This window comes from Streptomyces sp. NPDC042336 (assembly GCF_055581985.1).
Window position 1 is genome coordinate 626886 of sequence record NZ_JBVJEA010000001.1, and the last position, 16772, is coordinate 643657.

General features: G+C 71.1%; 16 protein-coding genes. 7 read left to right on the top strand and 9 right to left on the bottom strand.

Annotated features, from left to right (window positions below):
* Positions 1-148 precede the first annotated feature (148 nt).
* The 3 genes from ACZ6IM_RS02935 to ACZ6IM_RS02945 all read left to right on the top strand — a co-directional run bounded on the left by ACZ6IM_RS02935 (position 149) and on the right by ACZ6IM_RS02945 (position 4246).
* Complete coding sequence (locus ACZ6IM_RS02935; protein ID WP_052838239.1) at positions 149-2227, top strand: MMPL family transporter; 2079 nt, start codon at positions 149-151, stop codon at positions 2225-2227.
* A 67-nt stretch (positions 2228-2294) separates the two neighbouring features.
* The gene (locus ACZ6IM_RS02940) at positions 2295-3572 is read left to right on the top strand and encodes a sensor histidine kinase (RefSeq protein ID WP_052838240.1); all 1278 of its coding nucleotides are present in this window, start codon (positions 2295-2297) and stop codon (positions 3570-3572) included.
* Positions 3569-4246, top strand: coding sequence for a response regulator transcription factor (locus ACZ6IM_RS02945; protein ID WP_052838241.1), 678 nt, complete (start codon positions 3569-3571; stop codon positions 4244-4246). The genes ACZ6IM_RS02940 and ACZ6IM_RS02945 overlap by 4 nt, the downstream gene beginning before the upstream one ends.
* Here the strand turns inward: ACZ6IM_RS02945 and ACZ6IM_RS02950 are convergent.
* The 3 genes from ACZ6IM_RS02950 to ACZ6IM_RS02960 form a co-directional block, all read right to left on the bottom strand.
* Complete coding sequence (locus tag ACZ6IM_RS02950) at positions 4234-5733, bottom strand: alpha/beta hydrolase (protein WP_469553965.1); 1500 nt, start codon at positions 5731-5733, stop codon at positions 4234-4236. The two genes, ACZ6IM_RS02945 and ACZ6IM_RS02950, sit on opposite strands and share 13 nt — an antisense overlap.
* A 184-nt stretch (positions 5734-5917) precedes the next feature.
* Positions 5918-6133, bottom strand: coding sequence for a DUF397 domain-containing protein (locus tag ACZ6IM_RS02955; RefSeq protein WP_052838243.1), 216 nt, complete (start codon positions 6131-6133; stop codon positions 5918-5920).
* Positions 6115-6948, bottom strand: a complete 834-nt coding sequence (locus ACZ6IM_RS02960) for a helix-turn-helix domain-containing protein (protein WP_052838244.1) — start codon at positions 6946-6948, stop codon at positions 6115-6117. The genes ACZ6IM_RS02955 and ACZ6IM_RS02960 overlap by 19 nt, the downstream gene beginning before the upstream one ends.
* A 317-nt stretch (positions 6949-7265) precedes the next feature.
* Here ACZ6IM_RS02960 and ACZ6IM_RS02965 point away from each other — a divergent pair, with 317 nt between their 5' ends.
* From ACZ6IM_RS02965 to ACZ6IM_RS02975, 3 genes are read left to right on the top strand one after another with little or no spacing between them, the layout of a single operon-like run.
* Positions 7266-7487, top strand: a complete 222-nt coding sequence (locus ACZ6IM_RS02965; protein WP_052838246.1) for a hypothetical protein — start codon at positions 7266-7268, stop codon at positions 7485-7487.
* Positions 7488-7509: 22 nt separating this feature from the next.
* The gene (recO, locus tag ACZ6IM_RS02970; RefSeq protein ID WP_030181046.1) at positions 7510-8256 is read left to right on the top strand and encodes a DNA repair protein RecO; all 747 of its coding nucleotides are present in this window, start codon (positions 7510-7512) and stop codon (positions 8254-8256) included.
* A 12-nt stretch (positions 8257-8268) separates the two neighbouring features.
* On the top strand, positions 8269-9102 hold the full coding sequence (locus ACZ6IM_RS02975) for an isoprenyl transferase (protein WP_052838247.1): 834 nt from the start codon (positions 8269-8271) through the stop codon (positions 9100-9102).
* Between the two features lie 94 nt (positions 9103-9196).
* Here ACZ6IM_RS02975 and ACZ6IM_RS02980 read toward each other — a convergent pair whose 3' ends face one another.
* The 4 genes from ACZ6IM_RS02980 to ACZ6IM_RS02995 form a co-directional block, all read right to left on the bottom strand.
* On the bottom strand, positions 9197-9616 hold the full coding sequence (locus ACZ6IM_RS02980; RefSeq protein WP_007449657.1) for a Fur family transcriptional regulator: 420 nt from the start codon (positions 9614-9616) through the stop codon (positions 9197-9199).
* A 61-nt stretch (positions 9617-9677) separates the two neighbouring features.
* Positions 9678-10580, bottom strand: a complete 903-nt coding sequence (locus ACZ6IM_RS02985) for a metal ABC transporter permease (RefSeq protein ID WP_052838248.1) — start codon at positions 10578-10580, stop codon at positions 9678-9680.
* 10 nt (positions 10581-10590) lie between these two features.
* On the bottom strand, positions 10591-11361 hold the full coding sequence (locus ACZ6IM_RS02990; RefSeq protein ID WP_052838249.1) for a metal ABC transporter ATP-binding protein: 771 nt from the start codon (positions 11359-11361) through the stop codon (positions 10591-10593).
* A 38-nt stretch (positions 11362-11399) separates the two neighbouring features.
* On the bottom strand, positions 11400-12380 hold the full coding sequence (locus ACZ6IM_RS02995) for a zinc ABC transporter substrate-binding protein (RefSeq protein ID WP_469553969.1): 981 nt from the start codon (positions 12378-12380) through the stop codon (positions 11400-11402).
* Positions 12381-12540: 160 nt separating this feature from the next.
* Between ACZ6IM_RS02995 and ACZ6IM_RS03000 the strand changes: the two genes are divergently transcribed.
* On the top strand, positions 12541-13923 hold the full coding sequence (locus ACZ6IM_RS03000) for a glycine--tRNA ligase (RefSeq protein WP_052838251.1): 1383 nt from the start codon (positions 12541-12543) through the stop codon (positions 13921-13923).
* Positions 13924-14059: 136 nt separating this feature from the next.
* Here ACZ6IM_RS03000 and ACZ6IM_RS03005 read toward each other — a convergent pair whose 3' ends face one another.
* Together ACZ6IM_RS03005 and ACZ6IM_RS03010 are read right to left on the bottom strand one after the other, a co-directional pair.
* The gene (locus ACZ6IM_RS03005; RefSeq protein ID WP_469553971.1) at positions 14060-15121 is read right to left on the bottom strand and encodes a chitinase; all 1062 of its coding nucleotides are present in this window, start codon (positions 15119-15121) and stop codon (positions 14060-14062) included.
* 120 nt (positions 15122-15241) lie between these two features.
* Positions 15242-16675 (bottom strand): MFS transporter, encoded by a 1434-nt coding sequence (locus ACZ6IM_RS03010; protein WP_052838253.1) that lies wholly within the window; start codon positions 16673-16675, stop codon positions 15242-15244.
* Positions 16676-16772: the final 97 nt, after the last annotated feature.

Consider the following 16772-nt stretch of genomic DNA (forward strand, 5'->3'; position numbering starts at 1 on the left):
GGCGCCGCCGTACTCCCCGGGGAGTAACGACGGCCCCGCGTCTCCCCGGGCAGTAGCCGCGGGCTCGCCCTCACGCCCGACGCGTCGGCACCCCGCCGCCGGAAGTCTGGAGACCTACCCAGACACCCACCGGAGGGAGGCCCGTCAGATGGGGGCCACAACGACAGGCGCGGGGCGGCGGCGGGCGGTGCCCTGGCTGGTGCTCGGACTGTGGATCGCCGTGCTGGCGATCGCCTCGCCGTTCGCGGCGAAACTCGGGGACGTGCAGCGCGACCGGGCCGTCGACTACCTGCCGGCGAGCGCCGACTCGACGCAGGTCGCCAAGATCCAGGAGCGGCTGCCGGGCGGCGAGGCCACCGAGATGGTCCTCGTCTACCACCGCGAGGGCGGACTGACCGCCGCCGACCGGGCCACCGCCGCCGGGCAGGTCGCCGAGATCGCGGGCGCGCACGAACTCACCGGCCGCCCGGCGGGCATCCCGTCCGAGGACGGCACCACCCTCATGTACCCGGTGGCCTCCACCGAGCCCGGCACGGACGAGAAGGCCCGCGACGCGCTCGTCAACGACGTACGGGACATCGCCCGAGGGGGCGACGGACTCGGCGTCGAGGTCGGCGGCTCCGGAGCGCTCGCCACCGACGCCTCCGAGGTCTACAACTCCCTCGACGGCCCGCTGCTCTACACCACCGCCGCCGTGGTCGCCCTGCTCCTGATCCTCATCTACCGCAGCCCCTTCCTGTGGCTGGTGCCGCTCGCCGTCGCCGGACTCGCCGACTACCTCTCCATGGGCGTCGCCTACGGTCTCAACCAGACGTTCGGCACCGCCGTCTCCGGCCAGAGCAGCGGCATCATGACCATCCTCGTCTTCGGCGTCGGCACCGACTACGCACTGCTGCTGGTCTCCCGCTACCGCGAGGAACTGCGCCGTATCGAGCGGCCGTACGACGCGATGCTCGCCGCCCTGCGCGGCTGCGGCCCCGCCGTGCTCGCCTCCTCCGGCACCGTCGCCGCCGGACTGCTGTGCCTGCTCGCCGCCGACCTCAACTCCAGCCGCGGCATGGGTCCGCTCGGCACCGTCGGCGTGCTGTGCGCGCTGGCCGCCATGCTGACCCTGCTGCCCGCGCTGCTCGTCCTGCTCGGCCGCCGCGTCTTCTGGCCGCTGGTGCCCCGCTACGGCAGCACCCCCAAGCCCCGCCGCTCGCTGTTCTCGGCGATGGGCAACTCCGCCGAACGCCGGCCCCGCACCGTCCTGGTGGGCGGCGCGGTCCTGCTCGGTGCGCTGGCGCTGGGCGCCTTCGCCCTGCCCGGCAACCTCAAGCAGGAGGACTCCTTCACCACCCGCCCCGACGCGATCGCCGCGATGGAGACCCTCGCCGACGCCTACCCGGAGTCCGGCACCCAGCCGATCAGTGTCATCAGCCCCACCGGCCGTGCCGAGGCCGTGCTCACCGAGATCCGCGCCACCGAGGGCGTCGAGAGCGTCGAGGCGGGGCGCAGTGGCGGCGGCTGGACGGAGCTGACCGTACTGGCCTCCGCGCCGCCCCAGTCGGCCGCCGAGACCGCCACCATCGAGTCCCTGCGCGACAAGCTCGACGGCTCCTACGTCGGCGGCCCCAGCGCCGAGCAGATCGACCTGGAGGACACCAACTCCCGGGACACCGCCATCGTCGTACCGATCGTGCTGCTCTCGGTCCTGCTGATCCTCACGGTGCTGCTGCGCTCGCTGGTCGCGCCGCTGATCCTGGTCGCCGCCGTCGTCGCCGTGTGGGGCGCGGCCCTCGGCATCGGCGGACTCGTCTTCGGGCCCCTCTTCGGCTTCGAGGGCACCGACCCGGGCCTGGGCCTGCTCTCCTTCGTCTTCCTGGTCGCCCTCGGCGTCGACTACGGCATCTTCCTGATGCACCGGATGCGCGAGGAGTCCCTGAACGGCGCCGAACCCACCGAGGCCGCCCTGTCCGCGCTGCGCACCACCGGCGGCGTCATCGCCTCGGCCGGGCTGGTCCTCGCGGCCACCTTCGCCGTGCTCACCAGCATGCCGATGGTGCAGCTGGTCGAGCTGGGCTTCGTCATCGCGGTCGGCGTCCTGCTCGACACCTTCCTCGTCCGCACCTACCTGGTCACCAGCGCGAGCGTCGCCCTGCGGCGCCGGGTGTGGTGGCCGGGGCGGCTGTCGCGGGAGCCGCGGGAACCGGCGCCGACCGGGGAGCGCGAAGCCGTCGGAGTCTGAACCGCCGAACAACCGGAGTGCGCCCCTCCCCTCCCGGAGGGGCGCACCCGCCACGGAGGATGGACGCGTGCAGCCGATCACCACGACAGCGACGACCCGGGGACCGACCGCCGGGCCCCGGCGGGGCGAGCGGATCATCGCCGCGGTCAACCGCGACCCGCGCACCGCCCCGCACGGCACCCGCAACGACGCCGTGCTGGCGGGAGTCCTCCTCCTCGGCGCCGTCTGCCTGGCGCTCTTCACCGACGAGGGCCGTCGCCCGGACGCGCTCGGCTGGACGCTGCTGGTCGCCGTGCACGTGCCGATCGTGTGGCGGCGGCGCCGTCCGCTGCTGGTCCTCGCGGCGTTGATGGTCCTGGTCGTGCCCTACCACGCGATGGAGAACAACCACACCGCCGTAAGCCCCGCCTCCTACGTGGCGCTCTACACGCTGGCCGTCACCGGCCGCCCCCTGCGCACCGTCCTGACCGGCATCGCCGTCCTCACCGTGTCCGTGAGCATCATGCTCACCGTCAACACCCACCAGGCCCTCGAACTGATCCGCATCTCCGGCTGGGTCATCGCCATCCTCTTCTGCGGCATCGACGTCCGCTACTACCGCCAGTACGTCGCCTCCATCGTCGAGCGCGCCGAACGCGCCGAACGCACCCGCGAGGAGGAGGCCCGGCGCCGGGTCGCCGAGGAACGCCTGCGGGTCGCCCGGGACCTGCACGACCTGCTGGCGCACAGCATCACCCTCATCGGCGTGCAGACCTCGGTCGCCGCCCACGTCCTGACCGCCGACCCCGAGCGCCTGGACCGGGCGGCGGTCGCCAAGGCCCTCGACGAGATCGCCGAGACCTGCCGCTCCGCTCGCGCGGAACTGCGCACCACCCTCGAAGTGCTCAGGGCACAGGACGCCGCCGCCGTCCCCGACGCCCGCGGCCCGCTGCCCGGGCTGCGCGGCCTGCCCGACCTCGCTCAGAGCGCCCGGCTCGCCGGAGCACACGTGGACCTGTCGGTGACCGCCGACGACGTTCCGCCCGCGGTCGGGGCCGCCGTCTACCGCATCACGCAGGAGGCGCTGACCAACGTCGTACGCCACGCCGGGCCCAAGCCGTCGGTCCGCGTCGAGGTGCACGCCGAGCCGGGCGCCCTGCGCCTGTCCGTCACGGACGACGGCACCGGACCCGACCCGGCGGGCACCCCCGGCTTCGGCCTGGTCGGCATGCGGGAGCGGGCCCGCAGCGTGGGCGGCACACTCGACGCCGGACCGCGCGAGGACGCCGACGGCTTCGAGGTGACGGCCGTACTGCCGACCCCCGCCACCACCCGGACAACCCTGACCCCGGAGAGAACCGCATGACGATACGCGTGCTGCTGGCGGACGACCAGAACCTCGTCCGTGCGGCGTTCGCCCTGCTGGTGGCGTCGGCCCCCGACATGGAGGTCGTCGGCGAGGCCGGCACCGGCCGCCAGGCCGTGGAGCTGGCCCGCACCGAACGCGCCGACCTCGTCGTCATGGACGTACGCATGCCCGACCTGGACGGCATCGAGGCGACCCGGCTGATCGCCGCCGACGAGGACCTCGCCGGGGTCCGCGTGCTGGTCCTCACCACCTACGACACCGACGAGAACATCGTGGAGGCGCTGCGCGCGGGCGCCTCCGGATTCCTGGTCAAGGACACCAGGCCCGCCGAACTCCTGGACGCCATCCGCACGGTGACCGCGGGCGACGCCCTCCTCTCACCCGGCCCGACGGCCCGCCTGATCGAGCGCTTCCTGCGCAGCCCGTCGGCCCTCCAGGCGGCCGGATCGGGCCCGGACTGCCTGTCGGACCGGGAACGCCAGGTCCTCGCCCTGGTGGCCCGGGGCCTCAACAACACGGAGATCGCCGAGACCCTGGGCCTGAGCCCGCTCACCGCGAAGACCCACGTCAGCCGCATCATGGGCAAGCTAGGGGCGAGGGACCGGGCCCAACTGGTGATCGTGGCCTACGAGTCGGGCCTGGTCACGCCGGGCGCGGGTCAGCCGCAGTAGACGTCCGAGTCCGGCCGCTGCCCGGTCGCCAGGAACCGGGAGACCGTGGCGTCCCCGCATGCGTTGCCGTTGGCCAGGTAGGCGTCGTGCCCGGTGGAGTCCACGGTCACCATGACGGCGCGGCGACCGAGCGCCTCGCGCAGCTTCCGCGCCCCGGTGAGCGGGGTGGCGACGTCCCGCTCGTTCTGGACGAGCAGCACGTTGGACGGCCCGCGGTCGGTGATCCGCACGGGGGCCTCACGGGGCGGGTACGGCCACGCGGCGCACAGCATCGCGTTGCGCGGCATGCCCGCCGTGAGCGGGTACGCGGCCCGGCTCCCGGCGACGTCCTTCTCGTACGAGGCCGCCGAGCGGGGCCAGGCGACGTCGTTGCACAGCACACCCGCTCCGACGGCGGCGACGTTCTGCAGCACCGCCTCGGGCGGCGCCTGCGGGGCGGGCGGCACGGTGCCCCGCTGGGCGGCCAGCATCAGCTTGGCGAGCGTCGGGAACCTGCTGGGGGCATAGAAGCTGTCCAGCATGGTCTGCCGCAGCACATTGCCGTTCAGTTCCGCCGGATTGGCGCCGGGCCACGGGATCGGTTCCCGGTCCAGCCGGGCGGCCAGCCGCAGGAACAGCGGCCTGACGTCGGCGGCCCGTTGCGCCACCCGGTCGGGGTTGTCGGGCCGGGAGGCCCATGCGGCGAACTCCGGGAAGGTGTCCTCGACACCCTGTTCGTGGCCGGCCAGCCAGGCGCGTGCGACGCGGGTGGGATCGGGATCGTCGTTGCTGTCCAGCACGATCCGGTCGGTGCGGTGCGGGAACAGCTGCGCGTACACGGCCCCGACGTACGTCCCGTACGACACGCCCCACGCGGAGATCCTCCGCTCGCCCAGCGCGGCCCGGAGGCGGTCGATGTCGCGGGCCTCGTTGGCGGTGCTCAGGTGCTTGATCAGCTCACCGCCGTTGTGTGCGCAGGCGTCGGCCATGCGCCGGGCGGTGGCCATGTTCCCGTCCACCGAGCCGTCGGGGGCGGGCCAGGGGCGGAGCTTGGAGGTGGCGAGGTCGCCGTATTCCAGCCCGCAGCTGACCGAGGTGGACGGCGCGAGCCCGCGCGGCGCGAATCCGATGAGGTCGTGGCCGTCCCGCACGTCCTGGGGGAGCTTCTGCCCCTTCCCCGAGGGGTCGTTCAGACTCGACCCGCCGGGTCCGCCGGGGATGAGCAGCAGGGCCCCGCGCCGGGCGTCCGGCTTCTCGGCGGGGATGCGGGAGACGGCCATCTCGATGCGGGGGCCGTCGGGGTCGGCGTAGTCCATCGGCACGTCGAGGGTGGCGCACTCCTGCCGGGGGTCGAGGCCGGTGCCCTCGCATGCGGACCAGGTGAGGGCTTCGGGTGTGCTCCCGCCCGCCGCGTAGGCGGTCACCGGTGCGGTGACGCCGAGGAGGGCGGTGGACACGCCGACGATGGCGGCGTTGCGGATGCTTCTGCTTCGCTTGCGCTGCGTCATGCGAGGAGCCTCGCGCAAGCCGATGGCCCGTCACATCCGGGCAGCAGCCCGATATTTACGGGGGTTCTCCCCCTAAGGAGAAGGCGGTGCGGGGTCAGAAGTCGCTCACTTGGTCTCGGAGGTGAGCCAGGCCAGGGAGGCGAGGGTGCTGAGTCCCGGATCACTCAAGCGCCGGACGAGTTGTTCAGACACCCGGTGCGCAGGACTGAACAACAGTCCGCACGAACTCCGCCCAGGCCGCCGACCCCACGACGATCACGGGACCGCCGGCCACCTTGCTGTCCCGGACGGGTATGACCCCCGGGACACCGTGGGCGACCTCGACGCAGTCCTCGCCGCCGCTTCCGCCGCTGTAGCTGCTCTTGCGCCAGCAAGCGTTGGTCAGGTCGTACCCGCGCATTGTCTGTAGCCCTCCGCCGCCGCCTCGATCATGTCCAGGGACGCCTCCAGGGGCAGAGCCGTGACCCTGAGAAGATCGTAATCCGCCTGTACCCGCTTCACTACTGCCGGATCGTCCAGCAGACTGCCCGACAGCACGCCCTCTGTATAGACGGTCGGCGGGGCGTCGTCGAACCCCATGAGCTTCATTGCCTTGCCCATCTGGGGATGGGCTCCGGCGGAGAACGGGAGTACCTGGACCAGGATCTTGCGGTCACGCACCAGATCCGCGACATGCTCCAGTTGCTGGGCCATCACAGCGGGAGAGCCGACCGGGACGCGCAGTACGGCTTCGTGCAGCAGAGCCCAATAGACGGGGCGCGTGACGTCCTTGAGCAGCCGGGTGCGGTCCATGCGGAGACCGACCATCTCCTCGATCCACTCGTCCGCCGACAGCGGGTTGCTGGCCAGGTAGAGCGCGCGGGCGTACCCAGGCGTCTGCAACAGTCCTGGAACCACTGAGGGCGCCCACTCGCAGATACTCGTCGCCAGCCGTTCCAGTTCCGCCGCGTGCGCGAAGTACTCCGTATACGGCTGGTCCTTGATGAGCTTCTTCCACAGTCGCTCGAAAATACCGTCGGTTTGCAGCGCCTCGTCGATCCGCTGGGCCACATCCAACTGCGGTTTCCGAATTGCCTGTTCGAACTGGTCGATGTAGCCGCCCGAGACGAATACCCTTGCTCCCAGCTCGACTTGGGTGATTCCGGCGTCCTCCCGCCGTCGTTTCAGTTCCGTTCCGAAGAACTCCCACGCGGCCTGCCGTGAACCATTGGCCATAACCAACCCCCCTGCGCTGACCTGTACTTGTAGTGCATGTACTCCTGCCGAGTGTAGGCACCTCGCGGCATTCTGGGGGCACGAAGAGTGAAACCGTAAAGCGAAGGGAAAGCGATGGAGGCACGGCACTCGGCGCTCTGCGTCGAAGGAGCGGAGGACACGGTGGAAGAATTGCGCGCGGTGCTCGCGGAGGCAGGAATTGTTCTGCCCTCACTCGGGCTCGACCCGGTGAGTCTCGCGCGGGAGGCACCCTGTCCACTCGTCGAATTGGGCCGGTGTTCCGTGGAGACCGCGCGGCGCCTCGCGGCGGCGCTGCGATGACGACGACGCTGCCCGTCGGGGTCCACGCCGTGGACACCCGTAGTGGCCGGGTCGGGATCGTCATGGGGCACGAGGGGCCGTACGTGCAGTTGCGGCCGTACGGCGGTGGGCGGGAGTGGGACGCCGAGCCGGGTGACGTACGCCACGCCACCCCGTCCGAGCGGCTCAGCGCGGCGACGGCGTACACCAACGCGCGAAGCCGTGGCGAGGTGCCTTGAAGGATGCGCGAGAATGGGCCGCATGAGTCTGTTCCGCGACGACGGCATCGTGCTGCGCACCCAGAAGCTGGGTGAGGCGGACCGGATCATCACGTTGCTCACGCGCGGTCACGGGCGCGTACGCGCCGTGGCGCGCGGGGTGCGGCGCACGAAGTCGAAGTTCGGCGCCCGGCTGGAGCCGTTCTCGCACGTGGACGTGCAGTTCTTCTCGAAGAACAGCGAGCTGGTCGGGCGCGGGCTGCCGCTGTGCACGCAGAGCGAGACGATCGCGCCCTACGGTGGCGGGATCGTCACCGACTACGCGCGGTACACCGCGGGGACCGCCATGCTGGAGACGGCCGAGCGGTTCACCGACCACGAGGGCGAGCCGGCGGTGCAGCAGTACCTGCTGCTGGTCGGCGCGCTCAGGACCCTCGCCCGGGGCGAGCACGCGCCCAACCTGGTGCTCGACGCGTTCCTGCTGCGCTCGCTGGCCGTGAACGGGTACGCCCCGACCTTCGGGGACTGCGCGAAGTGCGGCCTGCCCGGTCCGAACCGGTTCTTCTCGGTCGGCTCCGGCGGCTCCGTCTGCGTGGACTGCCGGGTGCCCGGCAGCGTCGTACCCTCGCCGCAGGCCCTGGAACTGCTCGGAGCGCTGCTTGCGGGAGACTGGGGCACGGCGGACGCGGCCGAGCCGCGGTACGTGAGGGAGGGGAGCGGACTGGTCTCCGCCTATCTGCACTGGCACCTGGAGCGGGGACTGCGCTCCCTGCGGTACGTCGAGAAGTAGGAGAGAACCGATATGGCCGTACGCGGGATTCTGGGGCGGCAGCGCCGGGAGTACAGGACGCCGGAGCCGCACCCGTCCGGCGCGCGGCCGCCGAAGCTCGGTGAGCTGGTCCCGGAGCACGTGGCGATCGTCATGGACGGCAACGGACGCTGGGCCAAGGAGCGCGGGCTGCCGCGCACCGAGGGGCACAAGGTCGGTGCCGAGCAGGTCATGGACGTGCTCCAGGGCGCGATCGAGATGGGCGTGGGGAACATCTCCCTGTACGCCTTCTCCACCGAGAACTGGAAGCGCTCGCCGGAGGAGGTGCGCTTCCTGATGAACTTCAACCGCGACTTCATCCGCAAGTCCCGCGACACCCTCGACGAGCTGGGGGTGCGGGTGCGCTGGGCGGGGCGGATGCCCAAACTGTGGAAGTCGGTGGCCAAGGAGCTCCAGGTCGCGCAGGAGCAGACCAAGGAGAACGACCGGCTCACGCTGTACTTCTGCATGAACTACGGCGGCCGGGCCGAGATCGCCGACGCGGCGCAGGCCCTCGCCGAGGACGTACGGGCCGGGAGGCTCGACCCGTCGAAGGTGAACGAGAAGACGCTCGCGAAGTACCTGTACTACCCGGACATGCCGGACGTGGACCTGTTCCTGCGGCCGAGCGGGGAGCAGCGGACGTCGAACTACCTGATCTGGCAGAGCGCGTACGCGGAGATGGTCTTCCAGGACGTGCTGTGGCCGGACTTCGACCGACGCGACCTGTGGCGGGCCTGCCTGGAGTTCGCCTCCCGCGACCGCCGCTTCGGCGGCGCCATCCCCAACGAGGAGCTCCTCGCCATGGAGGGCCGCAGTACCCAGTGAGCCCCGGGCGGCAAAATCAGCCCGTCCGGCGCTTGAGGACGAGGCCGTTCAGGCCGATACAGGGGCCCGGGGCGCAGCCCCGGCCCCGCCCCGCTCAACCGCCGGAGGCCCCCGCGCAGTCGGCGCAGGTGCCGAAGATCTCCACCGTGTGCGCCACGTTGACGTAGCCGTGCTCCGCGGCGATGGCCTCGGCCCACTTCTCCACCGCGGGGCCCTCCACCTCGACGGCCTTGCCGCAGGCGCGGCAGACCAGGTGGTGGTGATGGTCGCCGGTGGAGCAGCGGCGATAGACCGACTCGCCCTCGGCGGTGCGCAGGACGTCGACCTCGCCGGCGTCGGCGAGGGACTGCAGGGTGCGGTAGACCGTGGTGAGCCCGACCGCGTCGCCCTTGTGCTTGAGCATGTCGTGGAGCTCCTGCGCGCTGCGGAACTCCTCGACCTCCTGAAGGGCGGCCGACACGGCAGCCCGCTGCCGGGTGGCGCGGCCCTTCACGGGCGGTCCAGCGGTGGTCACTGGTTCCTCCTCACGTCTTCGCGGCTTGCCGGGCCATTGTGCCAGCCCGGTTCGCCCGCGGTCAGACGCCGACCTCGTCGGCGGCCCCCCTGGTGGCCGGAATCTTGCACTCCGCCGGATCCGCGGCGGGCTCGGTGGCGGCGAGCGCCCGCGCGCGTCGCCTGGCCAGCGGGGCGGCCAGCACGCTCAGCACGATGAACGCGCCGATGGTGAGCAGCACGATCGTCGCGCCGGGCGGTACGTCCTGGTAGTACGAGGTCACCGTGCCGCCGAGCGTCACGGTCACGCCGAGCGCGACGGCGATCGCGAAGGTGGCGGCGAAGCTGCGGGTGAGCTGCTGCGCGGCGGCCACCGGGACCACCATCAGCGCCGACACGAGCAGCAGCCCGACGACGCGCATCGCGACGGTCACGGTGACCGCCGCCGTGACGGCCGTCAGCAGGTTCAGCGCGCGCACCGGCAGCCCGGTGACCCGGGCGAACTCCTCGTCCTGGCTGACGGCGAACAGCTGGCGGCGCAGGCCGACGGTGACGAGGACCACGAGGGCGGCCAGCACGCAGATCGCGGTGACGTCGGACTCGGAGACCGTCGACAGGGAGCCGAAGAGGTACGAGGTGAGGTTGGCGTTGGAGCCGCCCGGCGCGAGGTTGATGAACATCACGCCGCCCGCCATGCCGCCGTAGAAGAGCATGGCGAGGGCGATGTCGCCGCGGGTCTTGCCGTACCAGCGGATCAGCTCCATGAGGACCGCGCCGAGGACGGAGACCAGGGTCGCCATCCAGACGGGGGACCAGGAGAGCAGGAAGCCGAGGCCGACGCCGGTCATCGCCACGTGGCCGATGCCGTCGCCCATGAGGGCCTGGCGGCGCTGGACCAGATAGATGCCGATGGCCGGGGCGGTGATGCCGACCAGGACGGCGGCGAGCAGCGCCCGCTGCATGAAGGCGTAGTTCAGGATTTCCATGGGTGCCTTCTCAGCTCAGCAGTCCGGTGCGGACCGGCTCGGCGCCGGACGGTGCGTGCGGGTGGACGTGGTCGTGGCCGGGCAGCGCGTGCTGGCCGACCGCCTCGGGCGGCGGGCCGTCGTGCAGCACGCAGCCGTCGCGGAGCACCACGGCCCGGTCGATCAGCGGCTCCAGCGGGCCCAGCTCGTGCAGGACGAGCAGGACGGTGGCGCCGGCCGCGACCTGTTTGCGCAGGGTCGCCGCCAGCACCTCCTGGCTGGCCAGGTCGACGCCGGCCATCGGCTCGTCCATGATCAGCAGTTCGGGTTCGGCGGCGAGCGCGCGGGCGATCAGCACGCGCTGGTGCTGGCCGCCGGAGAGGGCGTTCACCGAGTCCTTGGCGCGGTCCGCCATGCCGACCAGGTCGAGGGCGCGGCGTACGGCCTCGTGGTCCGCCTTGCGCAGGACGCCGAAGCGGGCCCGGGAGAGCCGGCCCGAGGCGACCACCTCGGTCACGGTGGCGGGGACGCCGCCCGCGGCCGTGGTGCGCTGCGGGACGTAGCCCAGGCGCGCCCAGTCGCGGAAGCGGCGCCTGGGGGTGCCGAACAGTTCGATCTCCCCGGCGGTGACCGGCACCTGGCCGATGATCGTGCGCACGGCCGTGGACTTGCCCGAGCCGTTGGCGCCGAGCAGCGCGACCACCTGGCCGCGCCGCACGGTGAGGTCGATGCCGCGCAGGACGGGGCGTGAGCCCAGCTCGGCGCGGACGCCGCGCAGGGATATGACGGACTCGTCGCTCACGATGTCCTCCGTAACGATCGAACTGCGGGTGGTACTGCTTACTTGGCGCCGAGGGCGGTTTCGAGCGCCTTGAGGTTGGACTCCATGACCCCGACGTAGTCCTCGCCCTTGGACTTGTCGGTGATGCCCTCCAGCGGATCGAGGACGTCCGTCTTCAGGCCCGCGTCCTTGGCGAGGGTCTTCGCGGTCTTGTCGGACACCAGTGTCTCGTAGAAGACGGTGGTGACACCGTCGGCCCTGGCCTCCTGCTGGAGCTCCTTGATCCGGGCGGGGCTGGGCTCGCTCTCCGGGTCCAGGCCGTTGATGGCCTCCTGGGTGAGTCCGTAGCGCTCGGCGAGGTAGCCGAAGGCCGCGTGGTTGGTGAAGAAGACCTTGGTGTCGGTCTTCGCCAGGCCGTTCTTGAACGCCGTGTCCAGGCCGCCCAGCTTCTTCGCCAGCGCCTCGGCGTTCTCGCGGTAGTCGGCGGCGTGGTCCGGGTCGGCCTTCTCGAAGGCCTGGGCGACGCCCTCGGCGATCTCGGCGTACTTCACCGGGTCCAGCCACACGTGCGGGTCGAGCGCGTGCTCACCGCCCTCGGAGTGCTCCTCCTCGGCGTGCTCGTCCGTGTGCTCCTCGCCGCCGTGGTCGTGCTCCACGTTCCCGTGGTCTTCCAGCTTCGTCAGCGTGGCCGCGTCGATCTTGGTCTTCACGTCGGACTGGGCGATGGCCTCGTCCACGGCGGGCTGGAGGGACTTCAGGTAGAGCACCGCGTCCGCCTCGCCCATCTGGGCGGTCTGCTTGGCGCTCAGCTCCAGGTCGTGCGGCTCCTGGCCGGGCTCGGTGAGCGTGGTGACGTTCACGTGGTCCCCGCCGATCTGCTCGGCGAGGTACTCCATGGGGTAGAACGACGCGACGACGTCGAACTTGTCGGTATTGCCCGCCGCCGAGCTGTCGCCGGCGCAGGCGGAGAGGGTGCCGAGGCCGAGCGCGGTGGCCGCGGTGACTGCTATGCCGGATATGCGGCGTCGTCGTACGTTCATGACACTCATTTTCAACAAATATGGAAACGGTTGTCAACAAGCACCCGATTCCGCAGATGGGAAGCCCCGATTTGGCCGTGGGGCGGCCCACGCCGGTAACCTGAAGCATTCTCTGGAAGCATCTCGCTTCGTCGCCCGTCGTCGTAATGAAGAGAGCACCGTGGCCGCCGACAAGATCGACACCATCGTCAGCCTGAGCAAGCGCCGTGGCTTCGTATTCCCCTGCAGTGAGATCTACGGCGGTCAGCGCGCCGCCTGGGACTACGGTCCGCTGGGTGTCGAGCTCAAGGAGAACCTCAAGCGCCAGTGGTGGCGCTACATGGTCACCTCGCGCGAGGACGTCGTCGGTCTCGACTCCTCCGTGATCCTGGCCCCCGAGGTCTGGGTGGCCTCCGGTCACGTCGCGACCTTCACGGACCCGCTGACCGAGTGCACCTCCTGCCACAAGCGGTTCCGCGCGGACCACCTGGAGGAGGCGTACGAGGAGAAGAAGGGCCACGCCCCGGAGAACGGTCTGGCCGACCTCAACTGCCCCAACTGCGGCAACAAGGGCACCTTCACCGAGCCCAAGCAGTTCTCCGGCCTGCTCTCCACCCACCTCGGCCCGACCCAGGACAGCGGCTCGGTCGCCTACCTGCGGCCCGAGACCGCCCAGGGCATCTTCACCAACTTCGCCCAGGTGCAGACCACTTCGCGCCGCAAGCCGCCGTTCGGCATCGCCCAGATGGGCAAGTCCTTCCGCAACGAGATCACGCCCGGCAACTTCATCTTCCGCACCCGCGAGTTCGAGCAGATGGAGATGGAGTTCTTCGTCAAGCCGGGCGAGGACGAGAAGTGGCAGGAGTACTGGATGGAGCAGCGCTGGAACTGGTACACGGGCCTCGGTCTCCGCGAGGAGAACATGCGCTGGTACGAGCACCCGGCCGAGAAGCTCTCCCACTACTCCAAGCGCACCGCCGACATCGAGTACCGCTTCTCCTTCGGCGGCAGCGAGTGGGGTGAGCTGGAGGGTGTCGCCAACCGGACCGACTACGACCTCTCCTCGCACGCCAAGGCCTCCGGCCAGGACCTCTCCTACTACGACCAGGAGGCCCAGGAGCGCTGGACGCCGTACGTCATCGAGCCGGCGGCCGGTGTCGGCCGGGCCATGCTCGCCTTCCTGCTCGACGCGTACATCGAGGACGAGGCGCCGAACGCCAAGGGCAAGCTGGAGAAGCGCACCGTGCTCCGCCTCGACCCGCGGCTGTCCCCGGTGAAGGTCGCCGTGCTGCCGCTGTCGCGCAACCCGGAGCTGTCGCCGAAGGCGAAGGGGCTGGCGCAGGCGCTGCGGCAGCACTGGAACATCGAGTTCGACGACGCGGGTGCGATCGGGCGGCGGTACCGGCGTCAGGACGAGATCGGGACGCCGTTCTGCGTGACGGTCGACTTCGACACGCTGGACGACAACGCGGTGACCGTGCGGGAGCGGGACACGATGAAGCAGGAGCGTGTGTCGCTGGACCAGATCGAGGGGTACCTCGCTTCTCGGCTCGTCGGCTGCTGAACGTCCGTTTGCGTTGAGGTACCAGAGGGCTCCGCCCCCTGGACCCCCGGCCTGAGCCCACCCACCACCCGACTCGGTCGGGAGGGGGGTGGGCGTTTCGGCGTTTCGGGGGCCTGGATTACACGTTCAGCCCGGCTCAGCGGCCCTGGAGGGCCTTCACGTTGTCGCCGAAGGTCCAGTTCTTCGAGCCGTCCCAGTTGAGGGACCAGGTCATCAGGCCCTTGAGGGAGCCGTTGTAGTGGTTCCAGGCCTGGGAGACCAGGGACGGTGACATGTGACCGCCGCCCGCGCCGGGCTGGGCGGGCAGGCCCGGGACCTGCTTGTCGTAGGGCACCCGGATCGTCGTGCCCTGGATGACCAGGCCCTTGTTCAGGCAGTCGGTCTGGGCGGTGAAGCCTTGCACGGTGCCGGCCGAGTAGGAGTCGCCGGAACAGCCGTACATGCTGCCGTTGTAGTACTGCATGTTCAGCCACCACAGGCGGCCGTTGTCCGCGTACTTCTTGATGACCGGCAGGTACGCGCCCCAGATCGAGCCGTAGACGACGCTGCCGCCGGTCACGTACGCCGTCTCCGGGGCCATCGTGAGGCCGAAGTTGGCGGGCATGCGGGCCAGGACGCCGTCGATGATGCGGATCAGGTTGGACTGGGAGGCGGAGAGCTGGTTGATGTTGCCGCTGCCGGTCAGGCCGGTCTCGATGTCGATGTCGATGCCGTCGAAGTTGTACTTCTTCAGGATCGGGACGATCGTGTCGACGAAACGGTCCGCGACCGCGGCCGAGTTGAGGTCGATGCCGGCCGTCGCGCCGCCGATGGAGAGCAGGAGCGTCTGCCCGGACGCCTTGGCCGCGCACATCTCGGCGGGCGTCGCGACCTTCACGCCCGCGTCCATGCCGTCCTCCCACAGCGCCGTCCCGTCGGAGAGGATCACCGGGAAGGCCGCGTTGAGGACGTTGTAGCCGTGGGCGGCGATCTGGGGGTTGGTGATCGGGGTCCAGCCGAAGGGCGGGTGGACGCCGTTGGCGGCTCCGTCCCAGTTCTCCCAGTAGCCCTGGAGGACCTTGCCTGCGGGCTTCGACTTCACGGCGCAGGTGTCGGCGGAAGCGCCGGTGGGTGCGGCGGACGCGGTGGCCACGCCCAGGGGGACGAGGACGGTGGCCGCCAGTGCGGCGGCCAGTAGGCGGAACGTGCGGCGGATCATGCCGGGCCTCCCGGTGGGGGTCGGTGAGGGAGAGTCGTTTGTGTCGTAGGCATGACAGTGCTGTGGTCCAGACCTTTCGTCAAGAGGTCTGGACCAAGAAGGGGGCGGTTCGGTCGGCCGTCAGTCGATCGTCCGGGGCAGGCGCAGGCTCAGCAGGCCGGTCAGCGCCACCCCCGCCAGCTGGACCAGCAGCGTCGTCACCAGGGCGTCCCGCATGCCCATCCCCGGGACCAGCGACAGGAACAGCGTGCCCAGGGTGGCCACGCCCAGGGCCAGGGACGCCTGCTGGGTGGTGACCATGACGCCACCGCCCACACCGGCCCGTACGGCGGGCACCTCCGACAGGACCACCCGCAGGATGACCGGGAGCTGGAGCGCCTGGCCCGCCCCCGCGACCGCCGCGCCCGGCAGGAGTTCGACCAGGCCCAGGTCGGGCCAGGAGCGCCACGCGGCCAGCGTCATCAGGGCCAGGCCCACCCCCTGGAGGGCGGCGCCGGTGGGCACGACGCGGGTGCCGTAGCGGGCGACCAGCCGGGGACCGGCGAGCGAGAAGAGGAAGTACACCGCCGCGAGGGGGGCGAGGGTCAGGCCCGCGGCCACCGGTCCCAGGCCCGCGCCCTGCTGCAAGGCCACCGCGATGACGAACATGAAGCCGCTGAAGCAGATCGAGAACGGCACGATGAGCATGAGGCCGCGGCGCAGCGACACGATCGCGAACAGGCTCGGCGGCACCAGGGGCGTACGGCCCGCGCGGTCGGCCCGGCGCTCCACAGCGAAGAAAGCCGCCACCGCGAACGGGAACGCCGCCAGCGACAGCCACGTCCACAGCGGCCAGCCCGCCGCCCGGCCCTCGGTGAGCGGGACCAGCAGGGTCAGGATCGAGGCGGCCAGCAGGAAGGTGCCGGGGACGTCCACCGGCTCGGGGTGCGCGGAGCGGGTCTCCGGGACCGCGCGGGCGGCGAGGAAGAGACCCACGAGGACGACCGGGACGTTCACCAGGAAGACGGAACGCCAGCCGGTGCCCGCGATGTCCGCCGCCACCAGGACGCCGCCCAGGATCTGCCCGGCCACCATCGACAGGCCGGCCGTCGCCCCGTACAGGCCCATGGCCTTCGCGCGCCGGGGACCGGAAGTGGTCGCCTGGATGGTCGCCAGCACCTGCGGCAGCATCGCGGCGGCCGAGGCCCCCTGCGCCACCCGGGCCGCCACCAGCGACCAGGCGTCCGGCGCGAGGCCGCAGGCCAGCGAGGTCAGCCCGAAGGCCGCCATGCCGCCCAGGAACAGGCGGCGTCGGCCGAAGAGGTCGCCGAGCCGGCCGCCGAGGACCAGCAGGACGGCGTACGCCACCCCGTATCCGGCGACGACGAGTTCCAGGACCGCCTCGCTCGCGGACAGGTCCGCGCCGATGGTGGGCAGGGCGACGTTGACGATGAAGAAGTCGACGAGCGGGAGTGCCGCGGCCAGCAGCACCGTGAAGAGTCCGAGACCGCCGAGCGCGGTCGGCGCTTGCGGGGTGGCCGTACGGACGGGACGTGAAGTGATGGTTTCGGTCACGCCGTCGAGCCTGCGACCGTTTCCAGGGTGGTACCAGAGTCTCCTTATCCTGGTAGCAGGAGTACCTGGCAACAGGGTCCGGGACGCGGCACCCTGG